Origin of the sequence: Streptomyces sp. NPDC021100, from assembly GCF_044333095.1 — a bacterium.
Taxonomy (GTDB): Bacteria; Actinomycetota; Actinomycetes; order Streptomycetales; family Streptomycetaceae; genus Streptomyces.
This window is the reverse complement of the sequence record NZ_JBIRQH010000004.1, coordinates 479,615-495,041: the sequence shown is the minus strand read 5'-3', so window position 1 is coordinate 495,041 and position 15,427 is coordinate 479,615. Positions and strand designations below refer to the sequence as shown.

At 74.1% G+C, this 15,427-nt stretch carries 12 protein-coding genes and 2 pseudogenes; 5 read left to right on the top strand and 9 right to left on the bottom strand.

What is annotated here, in order from left to right:
- Positions 1-35: 35 nt before the first annotated feature.
- The gene (locus tag ACH4PU_RS11685) at positions 36-1,358 is read right to left on the bottom strand and encodes a DEAD/DEAH box helicase (RefSeq protein ID WP_398269909.1); all 1,323 of its coding nucleotides are present in this window, start codon (positions 1,356-1,358) and stop codon (positions 36-38) included.
- An 831-nt stretch (positions 1,359-2,189) separates the two neighbouring features.
- Here ACH4PU_RS11685 and ACH4PU_RS11680 point away from each other — a divergent pair.
- Positions 2,190-2,354 (top strand): hypothetical protein, encoded by a 165-nt coding sequence (locus ACH4PU_RS11680; RefSeq protein WP_398269641.1) that lies wholly within the window; start codon positions 2,190-2,192, stop codon positions 2,352-2,354.
- 177 nt (positions 2,355-2,531) lie between these two features.
- Here ACH4PU_RS11680 and ACH4PU_RS11675 read toward each other — a convergent pair whose 3' ends face one another.
- Entirely contained in the window at positions 2,532-3,863 is a 1,332-nt protein-coding gene (locus tag ACH4PU_RS11675; protein ID WP_398269638.1) for a PAS domain S-box protein, read from the bottom strand.
- 318 nt (positions 3,864-4,181) lie between these two features.
- On the opposite strand from ACH4PU_RS11675, the gene ACH4PU_RS11670 reads away from it, so the two are divergent.
- Genes ACH4PU_RS11670 through ACH4PU_RS11660 form a run of 3 tightly spaced genes read left to right on the top strand, consistent with a single transcriptional unit; the run spans position 4,182 to position 8,916 of the window.
- Entirely contained in the window at positions 4,182-5,555 is a 1,374-nt protein-coding gene (locus ACH4PU_RS11670) for an acetyl-CoA carboxylase biotin carboxylase subunit family protein (protein WP_398269635.1), read from the top strand.
- A complete protein-coding gene (locus ACH4PU_RS11665; RefSeq protein ID WP_398269632.1) occupies positions 5,552-7,570 on the top strand; it encodes a PEP/pyruvate-binding domain-containing protein in 2,019 nt (672 codons plus the stop codon). Before ACH4PU_RS11670 ends, ACH4PU_RS11665 begins: the two co-directional genes overlap by 4 nt.
- On the top strand, positions 7,567-8,916 hold the full coding sequence (locus ACH4PU_RS11660) for an MFS transporter (protein WP_398269629.1): 1,350 nt from the start codon (positions 7,567-7,569) through the stop codon (positions 8,914-8,916). The genes ACH4PU_RS11665 and ACH4PU_RS11660 overlap by 4 nt, the downstream gene beginning before the upstream one ends.
- Here ACH4PU_RS11660 and ACH4PU_RS11655 read toward each other — a convergent pair.
- Positions 8,804-9,436: a hypothetical protein gene (locus tag ACH4PU_RS11655; protein WP_398269626.1), complete on the bottom strand. Its 633-nt coding sequence runs from the start codon at positions 9,434-9,436 to the stop codon at positions 8,804-8,806. The two genes, ACH4PU_RS11660 and ACH4PU_RS11655, sit on opposite strands and share 113 nt — an antisense overlap.
- 277 nt (positions 9,437-9,713) lie before the next feature.
- Between ACH4PU_RS11655 and ACH4PU_RS11650 the strand changes: the two genes are divergently transcribed.
- Positions 9,714-10,673 (top strand): NAD-dependent epimerase/dehydratase family protein, encoded by a 960-nt coding sequence (locus tag ACH4PU_RS11650; protein ID WP_398269623.1) that lies wholly within the window; start codon positions 9,714-9,716, stop codon positions 10,671-10,673.
- A gap of 128 nt (positions 10,674-10,801) precedes the next feature.
- Here the strand turns inward: ACH4PU_RS11650 and ACH4PU_RS11645 are convergent, their stop codons facing one another.
- The 6 genes and pseudogenes from ACH4PU_RS11645 to ACH4PU_RS11620 form a co-directional block, all read right to left on the bottom strand.
- Entirely contained in the window at positions 10,802-13,162 is a 2,361-nt protein-coding gene (locus ACH4PU_RS11645; RefSeq protein ID WP_398269620.1) for an MMPL family transporter, read from the bottom strand.
- A gap of 80 nt (positions 13,163-13,242) precedes the next feature.
- A complete protein-coding gene (locus ACH4PU_RS11640) occupies positions 13,243-13,575 on the bottom strand; it encodes a hypothetical protein (RefSeq protein WP_398269617.1) in 333 nt (110 codons plus the stop codon).
- Positions 13,576-13,777: 202 nt separating this feature from the next.
- Positions 13,778-14,131, bottom strand: a pseudogene (locus ACH4PU_RS11635) (ketoreductase domain-containing protein); the annotation flags it as partial.
- A 22-nt stretch (positions 14,132-14,153) separates the two neighbouring features.
- Positions 14,154-14,210, bottom strand: a pseudogene (locus tag ACH4PU_RS11630) (hypothetical protein); the annotation flags it as partial.
- Between the two features lie 38 nt (positions 14,211-14,248).
- A complete protein-coding gene (locus tag ACH4PU_RS11625; RefSeq protein WP_398269614.1) occupies positions 14,249-14,893 on the bottom strand; it encodes a glycosyltransferase in 645 nt (214 codons plus the stop codon).
- A 46-nt stretch (positions 14,894-14,939) separates the two neighbouring features.
- Positions 14,940-15,401, bottom strand: a complete 462-nt coding sequence (locus tag ACH4PU_RS11620) for a hypothetical protein (protein ID WP_398269611.1) — start codon at positions 15,399-15,401, stop codon at positions 14,940-14,942.
- Positions 15,402-15,427: the final 26 nt, after the last annotated feature.

Here is a 15,427-nt window from a genome sequence, read left to right as displayed (position 1 = left end):
GCGCAGAAGGCGGTGTGGTCCGTGGAGCCGGGGGCTCAGCCGCCGCGCCGCACTCGGGCGGCCTTGCGGGCCTCCGCGAGCTTGCGGGCCTCGGTGGTCTTGCGGGACGGCTTGCCGCCGGAGCCGTTGTTCGTGTCCTTGGTGCTGCCCAGGCCGCGGAACGGGGTGTTGTGGTTCTTGGGGCGTGATGCGGCCGGCCCGCCGTCGAGGGGATCGCCGGAGGGGGCCCGGGCGCCGGTGATACGGCTCAGCTCCGCCTCGCCGGAGCGCACCTTGCTGACCTTGGAAGCGACGCCGGCGTCCGCCATGACCTGGCTCGTTTCGCGGCGCTGCCCCGACAGGACGAGGGTCACGACGGTGCCGGAGCGGCCGGCCCGGGCCGTGCGGCCCGCGCGGTGCAGGTAGTCCTTCGGGTCGGTGGCCGGGTCGACGTTGACCACGAGGTCGAGGTCGTCGACGTGGAGGCCGCGTGCGGCGACGTTCGTCGCCACCAGCGCGGTGATCTGTCCGTTCCTGAACTGGGCCAGGGTGCGGGTGCGCTGCGGCTGGGACTTCCCGCTGTGCAGGGCGGCGGCGGCCACGCCGCTGGCCCGCAGGTGCCGCGTGAGCTGGTCGACGCCGTGCTTGGAGTCCAGGAACAGCAGGACGCGGCCGTCCCGGGCGGCGATCTCCGTGGTCACGGCGTACCGGTCGGGGCCGTGCACGACGAAGACGTGGTGCTCGATCGCGGGCACCGCGGCGGACGAGGGGTCCACGGAGTGGACGGCGGGGTCGCGCAGGTAGCCCCGCACCAGTTCGTCGACGTCGCGGTCGAGAGTGGCGGAGAACAGCATCCGCTGTCCGTCGGAACGCACCTGGTCCAGGATCTCGCTGACCTGCGGCAGGAATCCCATGTCACACATCTGGTCCGCCTCGTCCAGGACCGTGATGCGCACCCGTCCCAGTCGGCAGTCCTTGCGCTCGATGAGGTCGTGCAGCCGGCCGGGGGTGGCGACGACGATCTCGGCGCCGTCGCGCAGCGCGGCGGCCTGCCGTCCGACGGACACTCCGCCCACCACGGTCGTGAGCCGCAGCCGCAGCGCCTCGGCGTACGGGGTGAGCGCCTCGCCGACCTGCTGCGCCAGCTCCCGGGTGGGCACCAGCACGAGTGCCAGCGGCTCTTTGGACTGCGCGCGCCGCCCGGCCGTCCGGGCGAGCATCCCCAGGCCGAAGGCGAGGGTCTTGCCGGATCCCGTGCGGCCCCGGCCCAGGACGTCCCGCCCCGCGAGAGCGTTCGGCAGCGCCGCCGCCTGGATGGGGAAGGGCTTGCTCACACCCCGCTCGCCGAGCACCCGCAGCACCTCGGCCGGCAGCCCCAGCTCCGCGAAGGACGCCGCCGCGGGCCGCGCCGGGGTGGCGTCCGATGCCTCGGGCGCGCGGTCCTGTCGCCGGGCATCGGCACGTGCTGATCCGCTGCTCACAGAAAGCCTTCCTTCGAAGAGACCGTACCGAGGAAGGCGCGGCCGGGTCGCGGCCACCAGCCTGGGACACCGCAGGGAGCACCGACACGGCGACGATGCAAACGGGTAAGGGTAGCACGGGGTGCGCGGTCATCGACGAGGCGAGCCAGTGCTCCGTTCCGTCGGTGCGGCCACCGTCGTTCCGGGCCCGTCGGGGCACCGATCACCGGTGACCCCATGCGGCTCGGGCACATCCCCGGTGGGCCACCGCAGCAGGAGCGGCAGACGCGGGTGCGGGCCGGACTGGCCCGGTGAGGACCCCGCGCAGCACCATCGGCTCGGCCACGCGCGCGGCGACCTGCTCACCGGACTGCCCTCCAGGGGCGGTGGGGCCGAACCCGGCCCGGTGAGCCGGACGGTGCGGGTACGACGCCGTGCTCGCCCACGAACAGGCCCTCGTGCGCCTGACCGTGCACACCCTGACCATGGACGTGTCCCGCATCGCGGCCTCCGACCACTTCGGGGCCGTCCTCGGAGTCCTGCGGGCGACGCACCCGCAGCCCGTCGCCATGCCCTTCTGCGGGCTGTGGCGGTTCGCGGACGGACGGCATCGTCGAGCACTGGGAGAACGCCTGCGACCCTGCCGGCCTGCAGGGCCTGTTCGCCCCTCGGGACCCGGGGATGTCAGTGGTGGGCCCTACCGTGGTGGCATGGCGCTTGACAGGTCGGAAGGCGCCAGGGGGAGGCGGCATGCCCGAGTGGGCTCTCGCGATACTCATTCCGGTCGGCCTGCTGGTCGTGGGCCTGGGGACGTTCTGGGTCTGGGCCCGTCTGGGGACGAAGGAACCGTTGCCTCACGACAACCGGATGCCGGAGACCCATTTTCGACAGGGGGGCGGGATCGGCGGCGGCTGACCGCCGCGCCGCTGTACGGGGTGGGTTTCCCCTCCCCGTACAGCGGCCGTACAAGGCGGCCTGGCGTCAGACGGGTTCGGCACAGGCGAGCCGGTCGGGCACCGCTACGCCTCCGGCGTGTCCCGCGGACCGGACGAGGAGCCGGACATGTGGCGGACCGTGGCCGCCGCCCGCCCGTCAGACGGCGCTGAGGGGGTGGGCCGCCGTGGCGGAGCGCGGCGGCCAGGTGCACGGGGTCAGGATGCCGAGGACGTAGGCGCGGGCGACGAGGGCCGGGCGGGTCGCCGCGCCCAGGAGTCGGCGCAGGCGGCCGAGGTGGTAGTCGACCGTCTGCCGGGACAGTTGCAGCGACGTGGCGATGTCGCCGTTGCTGCTGCCCTCCGCCAGGAGGGAGAGGATGCGGACCTGTGCGGCGGTGAGCGGCGCGTGTGCCTCGTGGGCGAGGCTCAGGTGGGTGACGACCGCCCAGACGTGCCGGGCCCGGGTGGTGGAGTGGCCGGTCGTCGTCAGGTGGAGCCGTGCGCGGCGCCGCAGCCCCTGGGCGTCCACGAGCGTCACGGACGTCTCCACCCTCCTGGTGCGGCGCGCTATCAGGCCGTTCCAGCGCCGGAGCAGCCGGTCGGGGTCGGGTTCCGGGGCGAGCAGGGTGTGCGCGCGGCGGCCGACCAGGTCGTGCGGGCTGAGCCGGAGCAGTTCGGCCGCCGCCGCGCTCGCCTCGACCACGCGCCCGTTCGCCGAGAGCAGCGCGCAGGGCAGGCCGCTGTGGTCGCGCAGGGCTTGCAGGTTCTCCTCGGCCTCCTGCCAGCGGACCGTGGCGCGCAGGTGGTCCGTGACGTCCACGTAGATCCCGGCGACGCAGGTCTGCGCGTTCTCCCGGACGGGGAAGCGGTGGCCCACCGCCCGGCCCGCGCTGCCGTCCCGGCGCCGGTAGCCGACGGTGTGGCGCACCGGCGTGCCCCGGCTGAGGATCTCCTGGTCGAGGGTGCGGAACCGGTCGGCCTCGGCGGGCTCGTCGAGGTCCTCTATGTACTTGCCGACGACCTCGTCCGGGACCGTGTCGTAGAGGTGCCCGTAGGCGTGGTTGGCCCACAGGTAGCGTCCGTCGCCGTCCCGTATGAAGGCGGCGGCCGGGGCGAGGTCCACCAGGTCCGCGAAGGCCGCATGGCTGCGCGGGGCCTCGGCGCGGGTGCCGACCTCCATCGCGAGGCCGCGCGTACGACCGCGGGCCCGGCTCTCGCCCGGTAGCCGGCCGACGTCGAAGGTGTGGCCGACCTCGAAAGTGTGGCTGACCTCGAAGGTGCGGCCGTCGAACCGGATCTGCCGGCGGCCTCCCTGCGGCGAGTGGCCCGGGCCGGGGAGTTCCCCGCGCAGCCGGTCCAGGAAGCGCCGTTCCGTGTCCCTGTCGGTGAAGGCGCCGCCCCCCTGTTCCAGCACCTGCCCCGTCTCGTCGGCCTCCCACCAGAACGCGGGAAGGTGCTCGAGCAGCGCTGTGAGCCTGGAATCGTCCACTGCGGTCTCCGTCCGTATATGGCTGGCTGACGCTCAGTCACATAACGCCGGATGTCCCGGCCGCGCTCCGCACACGCCCGGTTCTCGGCCGGGTGCCGCTGTGGCGGGAGCGGCGGCAGAGGCGGAGGCGCTCCGGGACTCAGGCAAATGCCTGAGTCGCGGGCTTCCCCTGAGGCGTCGCGGGCGTCCGCGGCCTGGTCCCCTTGAGTGAGCGGGTGAACACGCCCCGCCACGGGGGCCGCGGAGCCCCCGGAACCACTACACGTTCCCCCGGCATACGGCGATCCGTTGACACCGGACGATTGGAGACGAACTTCAGTGAGCAAGGTGCTGTTAGTGCATGCCAAGGGTGGTCCGCCGCTCGGTCACGTCCTGTCCCGGACGGCCGCGAAGGCGGAAGTGCACCTGCTGGCGCTCAGCGCTCTTCCTCCCGCCGTGGCAGGCTCCGCCCGCAGACTGTGCGCCTCGGTCGTGACCCCGGCCGACGCGCACCGCCGCGACCTGGTGTCCCTGATCGTCGCCCGGGCCGAGGCCGTGGGCGCCGACGCGGTGCTCACCTTCTCCGAGTACGCGGTCGTGGCCGTCGCCGAGGCGTGCGAGGCGCTCGGTCTCGCGGGGGCCGGCGGCGCCGCCGCGCTCGCCCGCGACAAGCGGCTGATGCGCCGCACCTGGCGGCAACACGGTTTGCCGCAGCCCGAGTTCCGTCCGGTGGACACCGAGGCCGACCTGCACGCGGCGGCGCGCGCCCTTCCGGGACCGCTGCTGCTCAAGGCGGCCTGGAGCGCCGGTTCCACCGCGCACCAGATCATCCGCTCCCCGCACGAGGTGCCGGCCGCCTGGGCCCGCTCCCGTGAGGTGATGGCCGAATCGGCCCAACTCGGCTACGCGGAGCTGCATGTGGCCGAGGCCGACGCGCACTACGTGGTCGAGCGGATCGTCACCGGCACCGCGTCGGACTGGTTCGACGAGCCCGGCTGGGGCGACTACGTGAGCGTCGAGGGCGTCGTGACGGACGGCACCTTCCACCCGGTGTGCCTCAGCGGGCGGATGCCCACGGTCGAGCCGTTCACCGAACGCGCGAGCATCACCCCCGCCCTGCTCGCCCGGGACGCCCAGGACCGGATCGTGGACCTGGCCCGCCGCGCGGTCGACGCGCTCGGCCTGCGCGACTGCGGGACCCACACCGAGATCAAGCTCGGCGCCGACGGCAGCATGTGGCTGATCGAGACGGCCGCCCGGTTCGGCGGCGCGATGACCGTGCCGCAGATCGAGGAGGTCTTCGGGCTCGACCTCGTCGGCATGCTCGTCGACCACCTCCTCGGACGCCCGGTCGCATGGCCCGAGCAGGCCCTCACCCCGGCGCGGGCGCGCGGCGCGGCGGGCTCCCTCGTCGTCCTCGCGGTCGACGGCCACGGCCGGGCCTGGCCGGACCGCAGGGTCTGGGACTTCCGCGCCGTCTCGGCGGACGTCCCGCTCAGCCGGGGCAGCCGCCTGTCGGTGGTCGCGGAGAGTTCGCTCCCCGACGGCAGTGCCGTGCCGGTGTACGACCCGGCCGCCGGCGCCAACACCATGGCGGCCCTGTGCCTGCTCTCCGCCGCCGACGCGCGGACCGTGGTCCGCGACTTCGAGACCCTGGTGGACGCCCTGCCCCGGGTGCTGCCCGCCGCCCGCCCGCAGGAGGTTTCGGTATGACCGCCCAACTGCTCACCGGTGCCGCCGAACCGGCCGCGGACCGCACGGTCGTCGGCGAGAACCTGTCCCTGCCGCTCTTCCGTACGCTCTCCGGCGTCCTGGCGGGACACCCGTACCTCAAGGTCGTCGTCGACCGTGCCGAGAACACCTGGCACCTGCTCGACACCGCCGCGCACCCCTTCCACGTCAACTACATCGCCACCCGCGTCCTGGGCATGGACCTGGCCGCGCTCGACGCGGACCTCGACGCCTTCAACGCGTCCGTCTACACGGACCCCGGGCGCCGCTTCCTGCTCGGCGTGCTGTCGCTGCACACCGACGAGGACACGGACGGCCGCGAACGCACGTTCCTCGTCCTGGAGACGACCGAGGCCGACACCATGCACGGTGAACTCCTCGTGTTTTTCTACGAGTTCGTCCGCGCACGGGTCGACGGCAGGCTGCCGCTGCTCCTCAAGCCCGCCAACCACGGGCAGGAGGAGGAGCTGGCGGCGATCAGCGAACAGCGCGTGCCGCGCATCCTCAGCCACGAGCTCTTCGGCTCCCGGACCCGCACGCCGCTCAACCCCGGCGAGGCCACCGGGCGGCTGCGGTACTTCCGTACGCACGACGAGTACGCGGCGTACGCGGCGGCGGGGGCCGGGCTCGGCTGGGCGGACATCGTGGCCATGCCCTGCCTGCCGGACGACGTCCCCCGGGTCGCCGGATTCCTCAACACCGCGCCGATCACGCCGCTTTCGCACACCAACGTCCTCGCCTCCGGCTGGGGCATACCCAACGCGATCGTGCGCGACCTGGAAGAGCTCGTCGAGAAGGACGGCCTGGACGGCGCGTGGGTCCGCTACCGGGTCCGCGAGGACGGGATATCCCTCGAGCGGCTCGACCACGAACCCGACCTGCGGCCTCCGGCCTGGCACCGGCAGCGCATCCGCCTCGACCCGCCGCTGCTCGAAGACGTCCCCGTGCTGGCCCTGCACCGGCTGCGCGCCGCCGACCGCGACCGCTACGGCACCAAGGCGGCCCACCTCGGCGAGCTGCACCACGTGCTCGACAGCCGTACGGCCGACCTGACCGCCTTCTACGGGCGGCCCCGCCCGCCGCGCGAGGACCTCTACGGGCATCTCGCGGCCCGCCTCGGCCTGGACGCCCCCTCCCCCGCCGAACTGCGCGCCGCGGCGGCCGACTTCGTGGCCGCCACGGTCGGCGCCCCCGAAGGCGTCGCGCTGCCGTTCGCGCTCCAGCAGCACTTCCTGGCCTCCTCCCCCGCCATCCAGCAGGGCATCGGCAAGCTCAAGATGGCACTCGAACTCGACGCGGGCGACGTCCTGGACTCGCTCTGCCTCCAGCTCCAGCACCTGATCCGGCACACACCCGTCCCCGAGCCGGTCGCCCGGCAGATCGGCCACGCCCTGCCCGCTCCCGCCGGCCCGGACGGCCGCCTGGTGGTGCGCTCCTCGTCCAACGCCGAGGACCTGCCGGGGTTCTCCGCGGCGGGCGTCTACGACTCCGTCATCGCCGCCCGCGGAGCCGGCGAACTCCTGGACGCCGTACGCCAGGTGTGGGCCTCGCTGCTCTCGCCCCGCAGCGTGCGCCTCCGCCACCAGGTCGGCATCTCCCTGGACGACACCTACATGGGCGTCATCGTCCAGGAGTACGTGCCCGCCTCGCTCGGCGGGGTTCTGGTGACCTGCGATCCGACCCGCCGCCAGGACTTCCGCAACGTCTACCTCAACTGTTTCCCCGGCTCCCCGGAGCAGGTGGTCGAGGGTTCGGTCCTGCCGCAGCAGTACCTGTACAACACCGTGGAGGGCGGCGGCCGTACCGTCTCCCTGGGTTCCCGGGGCCGCGAGCTCTCCGCCGCCACCCGCGCCCGGCTCGCCGACCTGTGCCTGACCGGGCGGCTCCTGCAGGGCCACTTCAGCGCGTCCGACGTGGACCGGCCGCTGGACATCGAGTGGCTGATGACCGACCGGGGCGACTTCCGGCTGGTCCAGATCCGCCCGTACGCGCTGTGAGGGCGGGTACCGGCCGAGGGGCGGCGGGCACCGGCCTCACCGTCACCGCCCGCCGCGTCATCCGGCTCAACTACGGCTTCCAGTTGCTGTTCAACCTGCTCTGGTGGATGCCGGTGTTCTACGCCTACCAGAAGGAGGCCGGACTTTCGGACGGGCAGATCTTCGGCATCCAGAGCGTCTACTACGTGGCCTTCTGCCTGTTCGAGATCCCGACGGGCCTGATCGCCGACCGGATCGGCACCCGCAACTGCCTGCGGGCCGGCGCGGTGGTCATGACCGCGGCGAACCTGGCCCCGGTGCTCAGCGCCTCCTACACCGGCTTCCTCGTCCACTTCCTGGCCATCGCCGCGGGCCGTTCGCTCACCTCGGGAGCGGCCAGCGCCTACCTGTACGACGGTCTGCGCGCCGAGAAGTGCGACGAGCACTACATGCGGGCGGAGGGCACCGCCCGGGCGCTGGGGCTCGTGGCGAAGGTCGTGTGCTGGCCGATGGTCGGGCCCCTGATGGCCGTGGCGCACCCGGCCCCGTACGTGCTCAGCGCCGCCAGTGCGGCGGGCTCCCTCGCCTGCGCCGTCGCACTGCCCCGCCTCGCGGGGACGGGCGGCGGTACGGAGAGGTCGGGCGGCGGGCGCGGGGGCGGCGCGTTCCTGCGGGACGCGGGGGCCGCGCTGCGCTGTGTCGCCTCCTCGCGATGGCTGGCCCTGCTGATGGTGCAGGGCGTCGCGGTCTTCACGCTCTCCCGGATCTGCCAGGTCAACCTCTTCCAGCCGATCCTTCTGGACCACGGCATCGCGGAGGCCTCGCACGGCAGTGTGATGGCGGCGATGACGGTGGCGGAGGCGGTGGCGTCGGCCCGTCCGCAGTGGCTGAGCCGCCGCCTGTCACCGGTCGCCTGGGTCTCGGTCCTCAGCCTCGCGCTGGCGGTCGCCCTGGCGGCCATGACGCTCGGCGGGCCGTGGGCCGTCGTCGCGCTGCTCTGCCTGTTCGCCGCCGCGACCGGCTTCGCGTACCCCGTCCAGCGCAAGCTGGTGAACGACGCGGTGCCCGCGGACGCCCCGCGCGCCACGCTGCTCTCGGTCGAGAGCATCGTGGACCGCGCGGTGTGCGCCCTGGCCGCGATCGCCGTGGGCGCCTATCTCGCCGCCGGGCGCCTGGACGCCCTGCTGTGGCACAGCGCGATCGCCACGGCGGTGCTGATCGGAGTCCTCCAACTGCTGCTGCGCGGCGGGGCGGTCAGGCGGCAGAGCACCGGCCGAGGAGTCCGACCAGCCGGACCGGCAGAAACGCCGGCCGGTACGGCCGGCCGACCTGATACGACACGAAGCCCAGCGAGGAAGCCGCTCTGACCTCCCCGGCCGTCTCCGCCTGATAGACGACGCGGCAGCGGCCCGAGCCGGCCTTCGCCCTCTGCCAGAGAGCGGGGGCCGGTTTGCGTTCCGCCTCGGTACGCGGGGTGAGGACGCGGTCGCCGAAATCCTTCCAGGCGAAGGGCTCGGGCCCCCGCCAGGTGGCGTCGACCTCCTTCCGCAGCCTGGCGGCGCGCTCGGCGTCGGTCGTGCCCCAGGAGGGCGGCACATTGGTGATCAGGCCGACGGGGACGCGGCGTACGCGCAGGGCGCGCAAGTAGGAGGCCGCGCCGGGCCGGTAGCCGATGCCGCCGTCGGCGGCGGTGTGCACGAGGGTCTCGCCCAGGTCGAAATACACGACGGGGCAGCCCCGTTCCCGCGCGGCGGCACTCGCTCTCGCGACTCCGCCCGCGTCGCCGAGCGGCGCCGCGCTCGCCGTGGTGCCGAGCACGGCCCACACCAGGGCCGCGCTCAGCGCGAGGCGTACCCGCACGGAGCCCTTGGAGACGGATCTGTTCATACGTCGTCACCCTTTCCTCACCCGCACCAGTTCACCCCGCCCTACCCCTGCACACCACGTGTCACCCCCATCTCGCGGTGCCTTCCTCGGAGATCACCGCCGCGCGCCCCGTCCTCCCCCGCCCGGCGCCAGGCGGTCAGGCAGGCGGGCAACCGCGTCACGATCGCGCGACTCCGTCGCTCTGGTTCTCGCCGCCCCCGGTGTGCACACTGCACGTGAGGCCGGTGTCCGGCTCCGCGTCACGAGAGAAGATCCGCGACACGAGAAAAGAGGCGGCATGTCCCTTCGCGTCCTGGTGATCGGCGCCACCGGATTCCTCGGCCACCACGTGACGCGGGAGCTCGTGGCGGGCGGACACGACGTCACCGCGGTGGCCCGGCGTCCCGGCGCAAGCGCGCACCGGCACGGGAGCGTGACCACCCGCACGGTGGACATCGCGACCTGCGACCACCTCACCGACCTGGTGAGGGGCCACGACGGCCTCGTCTTCGCCGCCGGCGCGGACGACCGCGCCGTTCCTCCCGCACCGGCCTACCGGTACTTCGAGGCGCGCAACGTCGCACCGGTCAGGCGGCTGATGGCGGCGGCCGCCCGCACCGGGTGCACGCGGGCCGTCGTCCTCGGCTCCTACTTCACGGCTCTGCACCGCACCTGGCCCGGTCTCGACCTGCCGGGCCGGCACCCCTACGTCCGGAGCCGCGTGGAACAGGCCCGGGCCGTCCAGGAGGAGGCGGCGGGCACGGTGGCGGCCACGGTCCTGGAGATCCCCTTCGCGTTCGGTTCCGCGCCGGGCCGGACACCGCTGTGGGCACCGCTCGTCCGCTGGCTGCGCTCACCCCTGCCCCTGACGGCCCCGCCCGGCGGGACGGCCGTCGTCACCGCCCGTACCGTGGCCCGCGCCACCGTCCGGGCGCTCGAACAGCGGACGACCGGACCGTATCCGGTCGTGGACGAGAACCTGGCCTGGGCCACCCTCCTCCACCGCTTCGCCGAGGCGGCGGGCCGCCCCCGCCCCGTCCACCGGCTGCCGCCGCCCCTCCTGCGAGCCGGCGCCGGGGCGCTGCACGCCGTCCACACGGTGTGCCGGCGCCAATCCGGCCTCCAGCCAGCCGCGTTGGCGACCCTGCTGACGCGTGAGCTGTTCCTCGACCCGGCCCCCTGCCGGGCTTTGACCGGCCGGGCCGGACCCTCCGTGCGGGAGGCCTTGAAGGACACCGTCCACGGCTGCCGCGGCTGACCCACCGGGTCCACAGGCTCTGGCCCGTCAGGCGCCTTCGCCCGCCGTCGTCGTCTCCGCCTGCCGGGTCGGGCCTCCCCCGCCCTCCTCCAGCGTCCGCGGCAAGGACTGGAGACGCCGGTTACGGATCAGGGCGCGGTCGACGAGGGGGTTGACGAGGCCCCGGGGCCCGTTCGCCGGCGCCAGGTCGGCGTCCACCAGTTCGCCCGGCCCGCCAGCCGCATCACCGCCGGGACGAGCAGCCCCCGCACGACGGTCGCGTCCAGGAGCACGATCGCGGCGATCGTCGCCCCCAGGACGACCAGCAGACTGATCCGGGCCGCCATCAGCGCCCCCATGCTCACGGCGACGACCAGGGCGGCGGCGGTGAACAGCCGGCCGGTGTGCTCGATGCCGAAGACGATGGAGGCGGTGTTCCGCCGGGTGCGCCGCCATTCCTCCGCCATGCGCGCGACGAGGAAGACCTCGTAGTCCACGCAGAGTCCGAAGGCCAGGGCGGCCGCCAGCAGCGGCATGGTGATCTCCAGCGTGCTCCCGCCCCCGCCGGCCGGAGGTCCGAGGAGGTGCGCCCGCTGGAAGAGCAGCACCGTCAGCCCGATCGCCGCCCCGATGCTGAGGCCGCCCAGGACCGCGGCCTTCACCGCGACCAGGGGGCTCCGGGTGAGGAGCAGGAGCATGACGAACACCCCGCCGAGCATCAGCGCCGCCCACCGGCCGAGGGCGCCCGTCACGGCCTGCCGGGTGTCGGCGAGGTGCGCGGCGGCGCCGGCGACCTGTGCCGGTCCGGGTGCGGCGGTGGCGCGTACGGCCTCGACCAGGGCGGCGGTGCGCGGTGACTGGGGGGCGTCCGCGGCGAACACCACGACCAGCGTTCCGTGCCGCCCGCCCGCGTCGATGTGCCGCGGGGCGGTGAGCCGCCCGCCGGCGTAGTCCCCGGCCTCGGTGCTCACCCGGGCCGCGCCGGGCAGCGCCGCCAGGCGCCGGGCGTAGGCGTCCAGTCCGGCCGCTCCGGCCGCCGGGTCCGTCCGGGGCAGCACCACCGTCAACTGCCGTTCGGGAGCGTGGGCGAAATCCGCCCGGATCGCTTCCGCGGTGGCCCGGGCCTCGGCGTGGCGCGGGAGGATGGTCTCGTCCATCAGCGCGGGCCGCAGTCCGATGACGGGCGCCGCCAGCCCCAGCAGCACAGTGGTTCCGGCCAGCGCCCACAGCAGGGGCCGCCCGGTCACGGTGACGGCGACCCGCCGCCAGAAGGGACTGCCCGCCGGCCGGGCGGTACGGGGGCGCCAGGGGAGGCGGAGGGACAGCTTCGCGTCGTCGAGCCGGCCCCCGAAGGCCGCCACCAGGGCGGGGACCAGGAACAGAGTGCCCGCCGCGCAGAACCCCACGACGACGAGCGAGGCGATCGCCAGGGAGCGGATCAGCCCCAGCGGGAAGACGAGGAGCGACGCCATGCACCAGGCCATCGTCAGCGCGCAGAAGACAACGGCGCGGCCCGTGGTGGACATCGACCGCCCGATGGCCGCCTCCGCGTCCAGGCCGCGGGCGCGTTCCTCCCGGTACCGGGAGAGGGTGAACAGGGCGTAGTCGACGGCCAGTCCGAAGCCGAGAGCGCAGCTGAGGTTGACGGCGAAGACCGAGACGGGCGTCAGCCGGGTCACCGCCGCCAGCAGGGCCAGGGCCCCCGATGCCGCGATCAGGCCGATGCCCAGGGGGACGAGCGTCGCGCTCAGGGAACCGAAGGCCAGCGCCAGGACGACGAACGCGGCCGGCAGGGCGAAGAGTTCCGCACGCAGCAGGTCCCGCTCCGCCTGGTCGGTGGCGGAGACGTTGACCCAGGCGGGGCCGCTCACCGACAGGTCGAGGCCGGAGGAGGCGGCCCGCAGGGCCGGTACCAGGGTCCGCGCGGTGCGGGCGGTCTCGGACTCGCCCCCTTTGAGGTCGATGCGCAGCAGCGCGCCCCGGCCGTCGGTGGAACGGAGCGGATCCAGCCCGGTGTTCCAGTAGGACAGCGCGGACGCGACCCCCGGGGACCGTGCGGCCAGTTCGGTCAGCCGCCGGCCCCGCTCCGCCACCTCGGGCGCGTCGACCGGGCGGCGGGAGCGGGCGTACAGGACCAGGTCCGGTGTGCCCGCCCCGAGCCGCTGGGCGGCCCGCTCGGCCCGCTGCGCGGCCGTACCGTCGGCGATGACGCCGCCGTTGGACCACCGGTCGCCCGCGTGCAGTCCCACGACGGCGCAGAGCAGGAACAGGCAGGCCGCCGAGGCGAGGACCAGCCGGCAGTGCCGGTACGCCCACCGTGCCACCGCGCCCGGCACGTCCGCCCGCTGCTTGGCTTCGCCGTCCGCGGCCGCCACCCGGCGGTGGCGCCCCGAGGGCACGGTGGGACGGAGGGGGACGCGTCCGCGCAGCGCCAGGCGCGCGGTGAGGCGGCGCGCCGCGGGTGCCTCGTCCGCTGTGAGCGTGGCGTTTTCGGTCTTCTTGTCGGCCATCGACTGAACCATTCCTTCTGCGGGCCGGGGGCTTTCGGTCTTCCGGGGTGACGGGCAGGTGGTAGCGGGGAGCCGGTCGCTCAAGGCCGCGAGGGGGCCGGCTCGCTCGGCCGCGCGGAGCGGGGACGGCCGGCCCGGGCGGGTGGTGGAGGGGCGGCACGGGGCGGCACGGGCGTCTCCGTCTCGGCCGGGGAGGCGAGCAGGGCCGCGAGCCGGACGCGGGCGGCCTGCCCGGTGCGTACCCGCCCCGCGCCCAGGGCGATGACGGTCACAGGAGAGCCGAGGCAGAGCAGGAGGAAGAAGAACGTGCCGGAGGTCTCCAGGGACAGGGTCCCGGCGCCGACGCGGTGCGCGGCGGTCACGGTGACCGCCGTCACCGCGAGTTGCCGGGCCGGCCCGACGAGCGGGCCCACGACCGCCTGTGACCGGGTGGCCGCGGTCGAGCGGGCGCCGTAGTCCGCCGCGGCGTCCCGCAGGGCGGCCGCGGCCGCCGTCTCGTAGCGGTAGGTCTTGACGACCGCCAGGGCCTGCGGGCAGTTGAGGAGGCGCTGGTTCAGCCGGCCGAGCGCCTGGAGCTGGGCGGCGACCGCGCGCCGGGTCCCGGCCGGCGGTCAGCTCGGACAGGACGGCGGCTCCCCGGACCTTCGGACGCAGGACGGCGTCGAGGCGTTCGGCCGTCGGCTCCGCGAGCGGGGCGTCATCGAGGGCCATGGCGGCGTGCGGGACGCCCCGCACCGGGTGCCCCGCGCCGTCCGCGTCGGCGAACACCCGGCGCATCGCCTCCCGGTCGCCCACGTCCGCGGCGACCGCGGTCACCCGCGCCCCCGCCTCCGCGAGGCGCGTCAGCAGCGCCGGGGCCTCGGGCGCGTCGGTGTCGCGCCGGCCGACGAGAACGAGGTGCCGGGCCCCGCGCCGCGCCAGGTGCTCCGCCAGGGCCGCGCCGAGTCCGCTCAGTCCTCCGGTGAGCAGGTGGCTTCCGGTGGGCGTGGCCGTCGGCGAGGAGCCTGCGGCACAGATGGGAGCCGAGGAAGCCCGCCCCGCCGGCCACGACGACCGTCTTGAAAGCGTTCACTGGTACGCCCCTTGTCAACTGGTCAGCGCCACCCGGCTCCGCGCCCGGTCGAGGGACCGCTCCACGATGTCGCAGGCCGCCTCGATGCCGGACTCCGCGCGCAGCCGGTGACCGAGTTGTTCGGCCCTGCGGCGCATGTCCTGGTCGTTGACCGCCCGCACGATGGCTCCCGCCAGATTGCGGACGGTCAGATCGGGAGCCGGGATGGGACGGGGTCCCACCCCCAATTCGTGCACGAGGGACCCCCAGAACGGCTGGTCGAAGAAATGGGGGCAGACGACCGTGGGAACTCCCGCCGTCAGACCGGCGCCCACGGTGCCGGCTCCCCCGTGGTGGACGACCGCGGCCATCCGGGGAAAGAGCCAGGAATGCGGAACGCCCGGGACGACATGGACGAGGTCGTCCGACGGCGTCATGTCGGGATCGCCGAGCAGCACGCCCCGCACACCGGCCTTGCCAAGGGCATCGCGCACCAGCTCATGACGGCGCGGCAGATCATCGGTGAGCATGCTCCCGAAGCCGACGTAGACGACCGGCGGACCCTCGGCGCCGAGGAACTCCGCCAACGCACGGGGCGGCTCCCATCCCGCAGGGGTGTCGAACAGCCAGTACCCCGTGACGTGTTCACTCGACGGCCAGTCGGGAGGAGCCGGCAGCACGGACGGGCTGTAGCAGTACAACGTGGGCCGCGATTGACGACGCCATTCACCGAACGGCCCCCCGTCCGCTCGGCGAGAAATGACGGGTAGGACGCAGCGGAACGGAAGAAGCCGCGAACGACACGGCCCCCCAGCACTCCGCGAGACTCTGCGCGGGAACCGCGAACGGCGAGTAGATGACGCAGTCACTCGGCCGCGCCACCGCGGAAATCCCCCGGAACAGCCGATCCGCGGCGGGCCCGCCCACCTGCCGCATCCACCGGGCCAAGGCCACGGGATTGTCCCCGCACGCCGGCAACCGCTGCCCGCCGGAGGTCATGAGCAGCGCATCGGGATCCGGCTCCACAGCGCTGTACACCACCCCGGTACCCCGCACCGTATCCGCGTACCGGCCGGCCCCGATCAATTGCACATCGAAACCCCGCCCCTTCAGCGCTACGCCCAGCACGGCGAGCGGCTGGACGTCCCCGCGAAGCCCTACGGAAATGATGGTAATTTTTTTCGACATCAATCTTCTTCCGCGCACGGATTTGC

Bases quoted from the DNA above. Each gene is read 5' to 3' on its own strand.
- ACH4PU_RS11680 (WP_398269641.1), top strand. From the start codon at position 2,190: ATGCCCGAGTGGGCTCTCGCGATACTCATTCCGGTCGGCCTGCTGGTC.
- ACH4PU_RS11665 (WP_398269632.1), top strand. From the start codon at position 5,552: ATGACCGCCCAACTGCTCACCGGTGCCGCCGAACCGGCCGCGGACCGC.
- ACH4PU_RS11655 (WP_398269626.1), bottom strand. From the start codon at position 9,436: ATGAACAGATCCGTCTCCAAGGGCTCCGTGCGGGTACGCCTCGCGCTG.
- ACH4PU_RS11650 (WP_398269623.1), top strand. From the start codon at position 9,714: ATGTCCCTTCGCGTCCTGGTGATCGGCGCCACCGGATTCCTCGGCCAC.
- ACH4PU_RS11645 (WP_398269620.1), bottom strand. From the start codon at position 13,162: ATGGCCGACAAGAAGACCGAAAACGCCACGCTCACAGCGGACGAGGCA.
- ACH4PU_RS11620 (WP_398269611.1), bottom strand. From the start codon at position 15,401: ATGTCGAAAAAAATTACCATCATTTCCGTAGGGCTTCGCGGGGACGTC.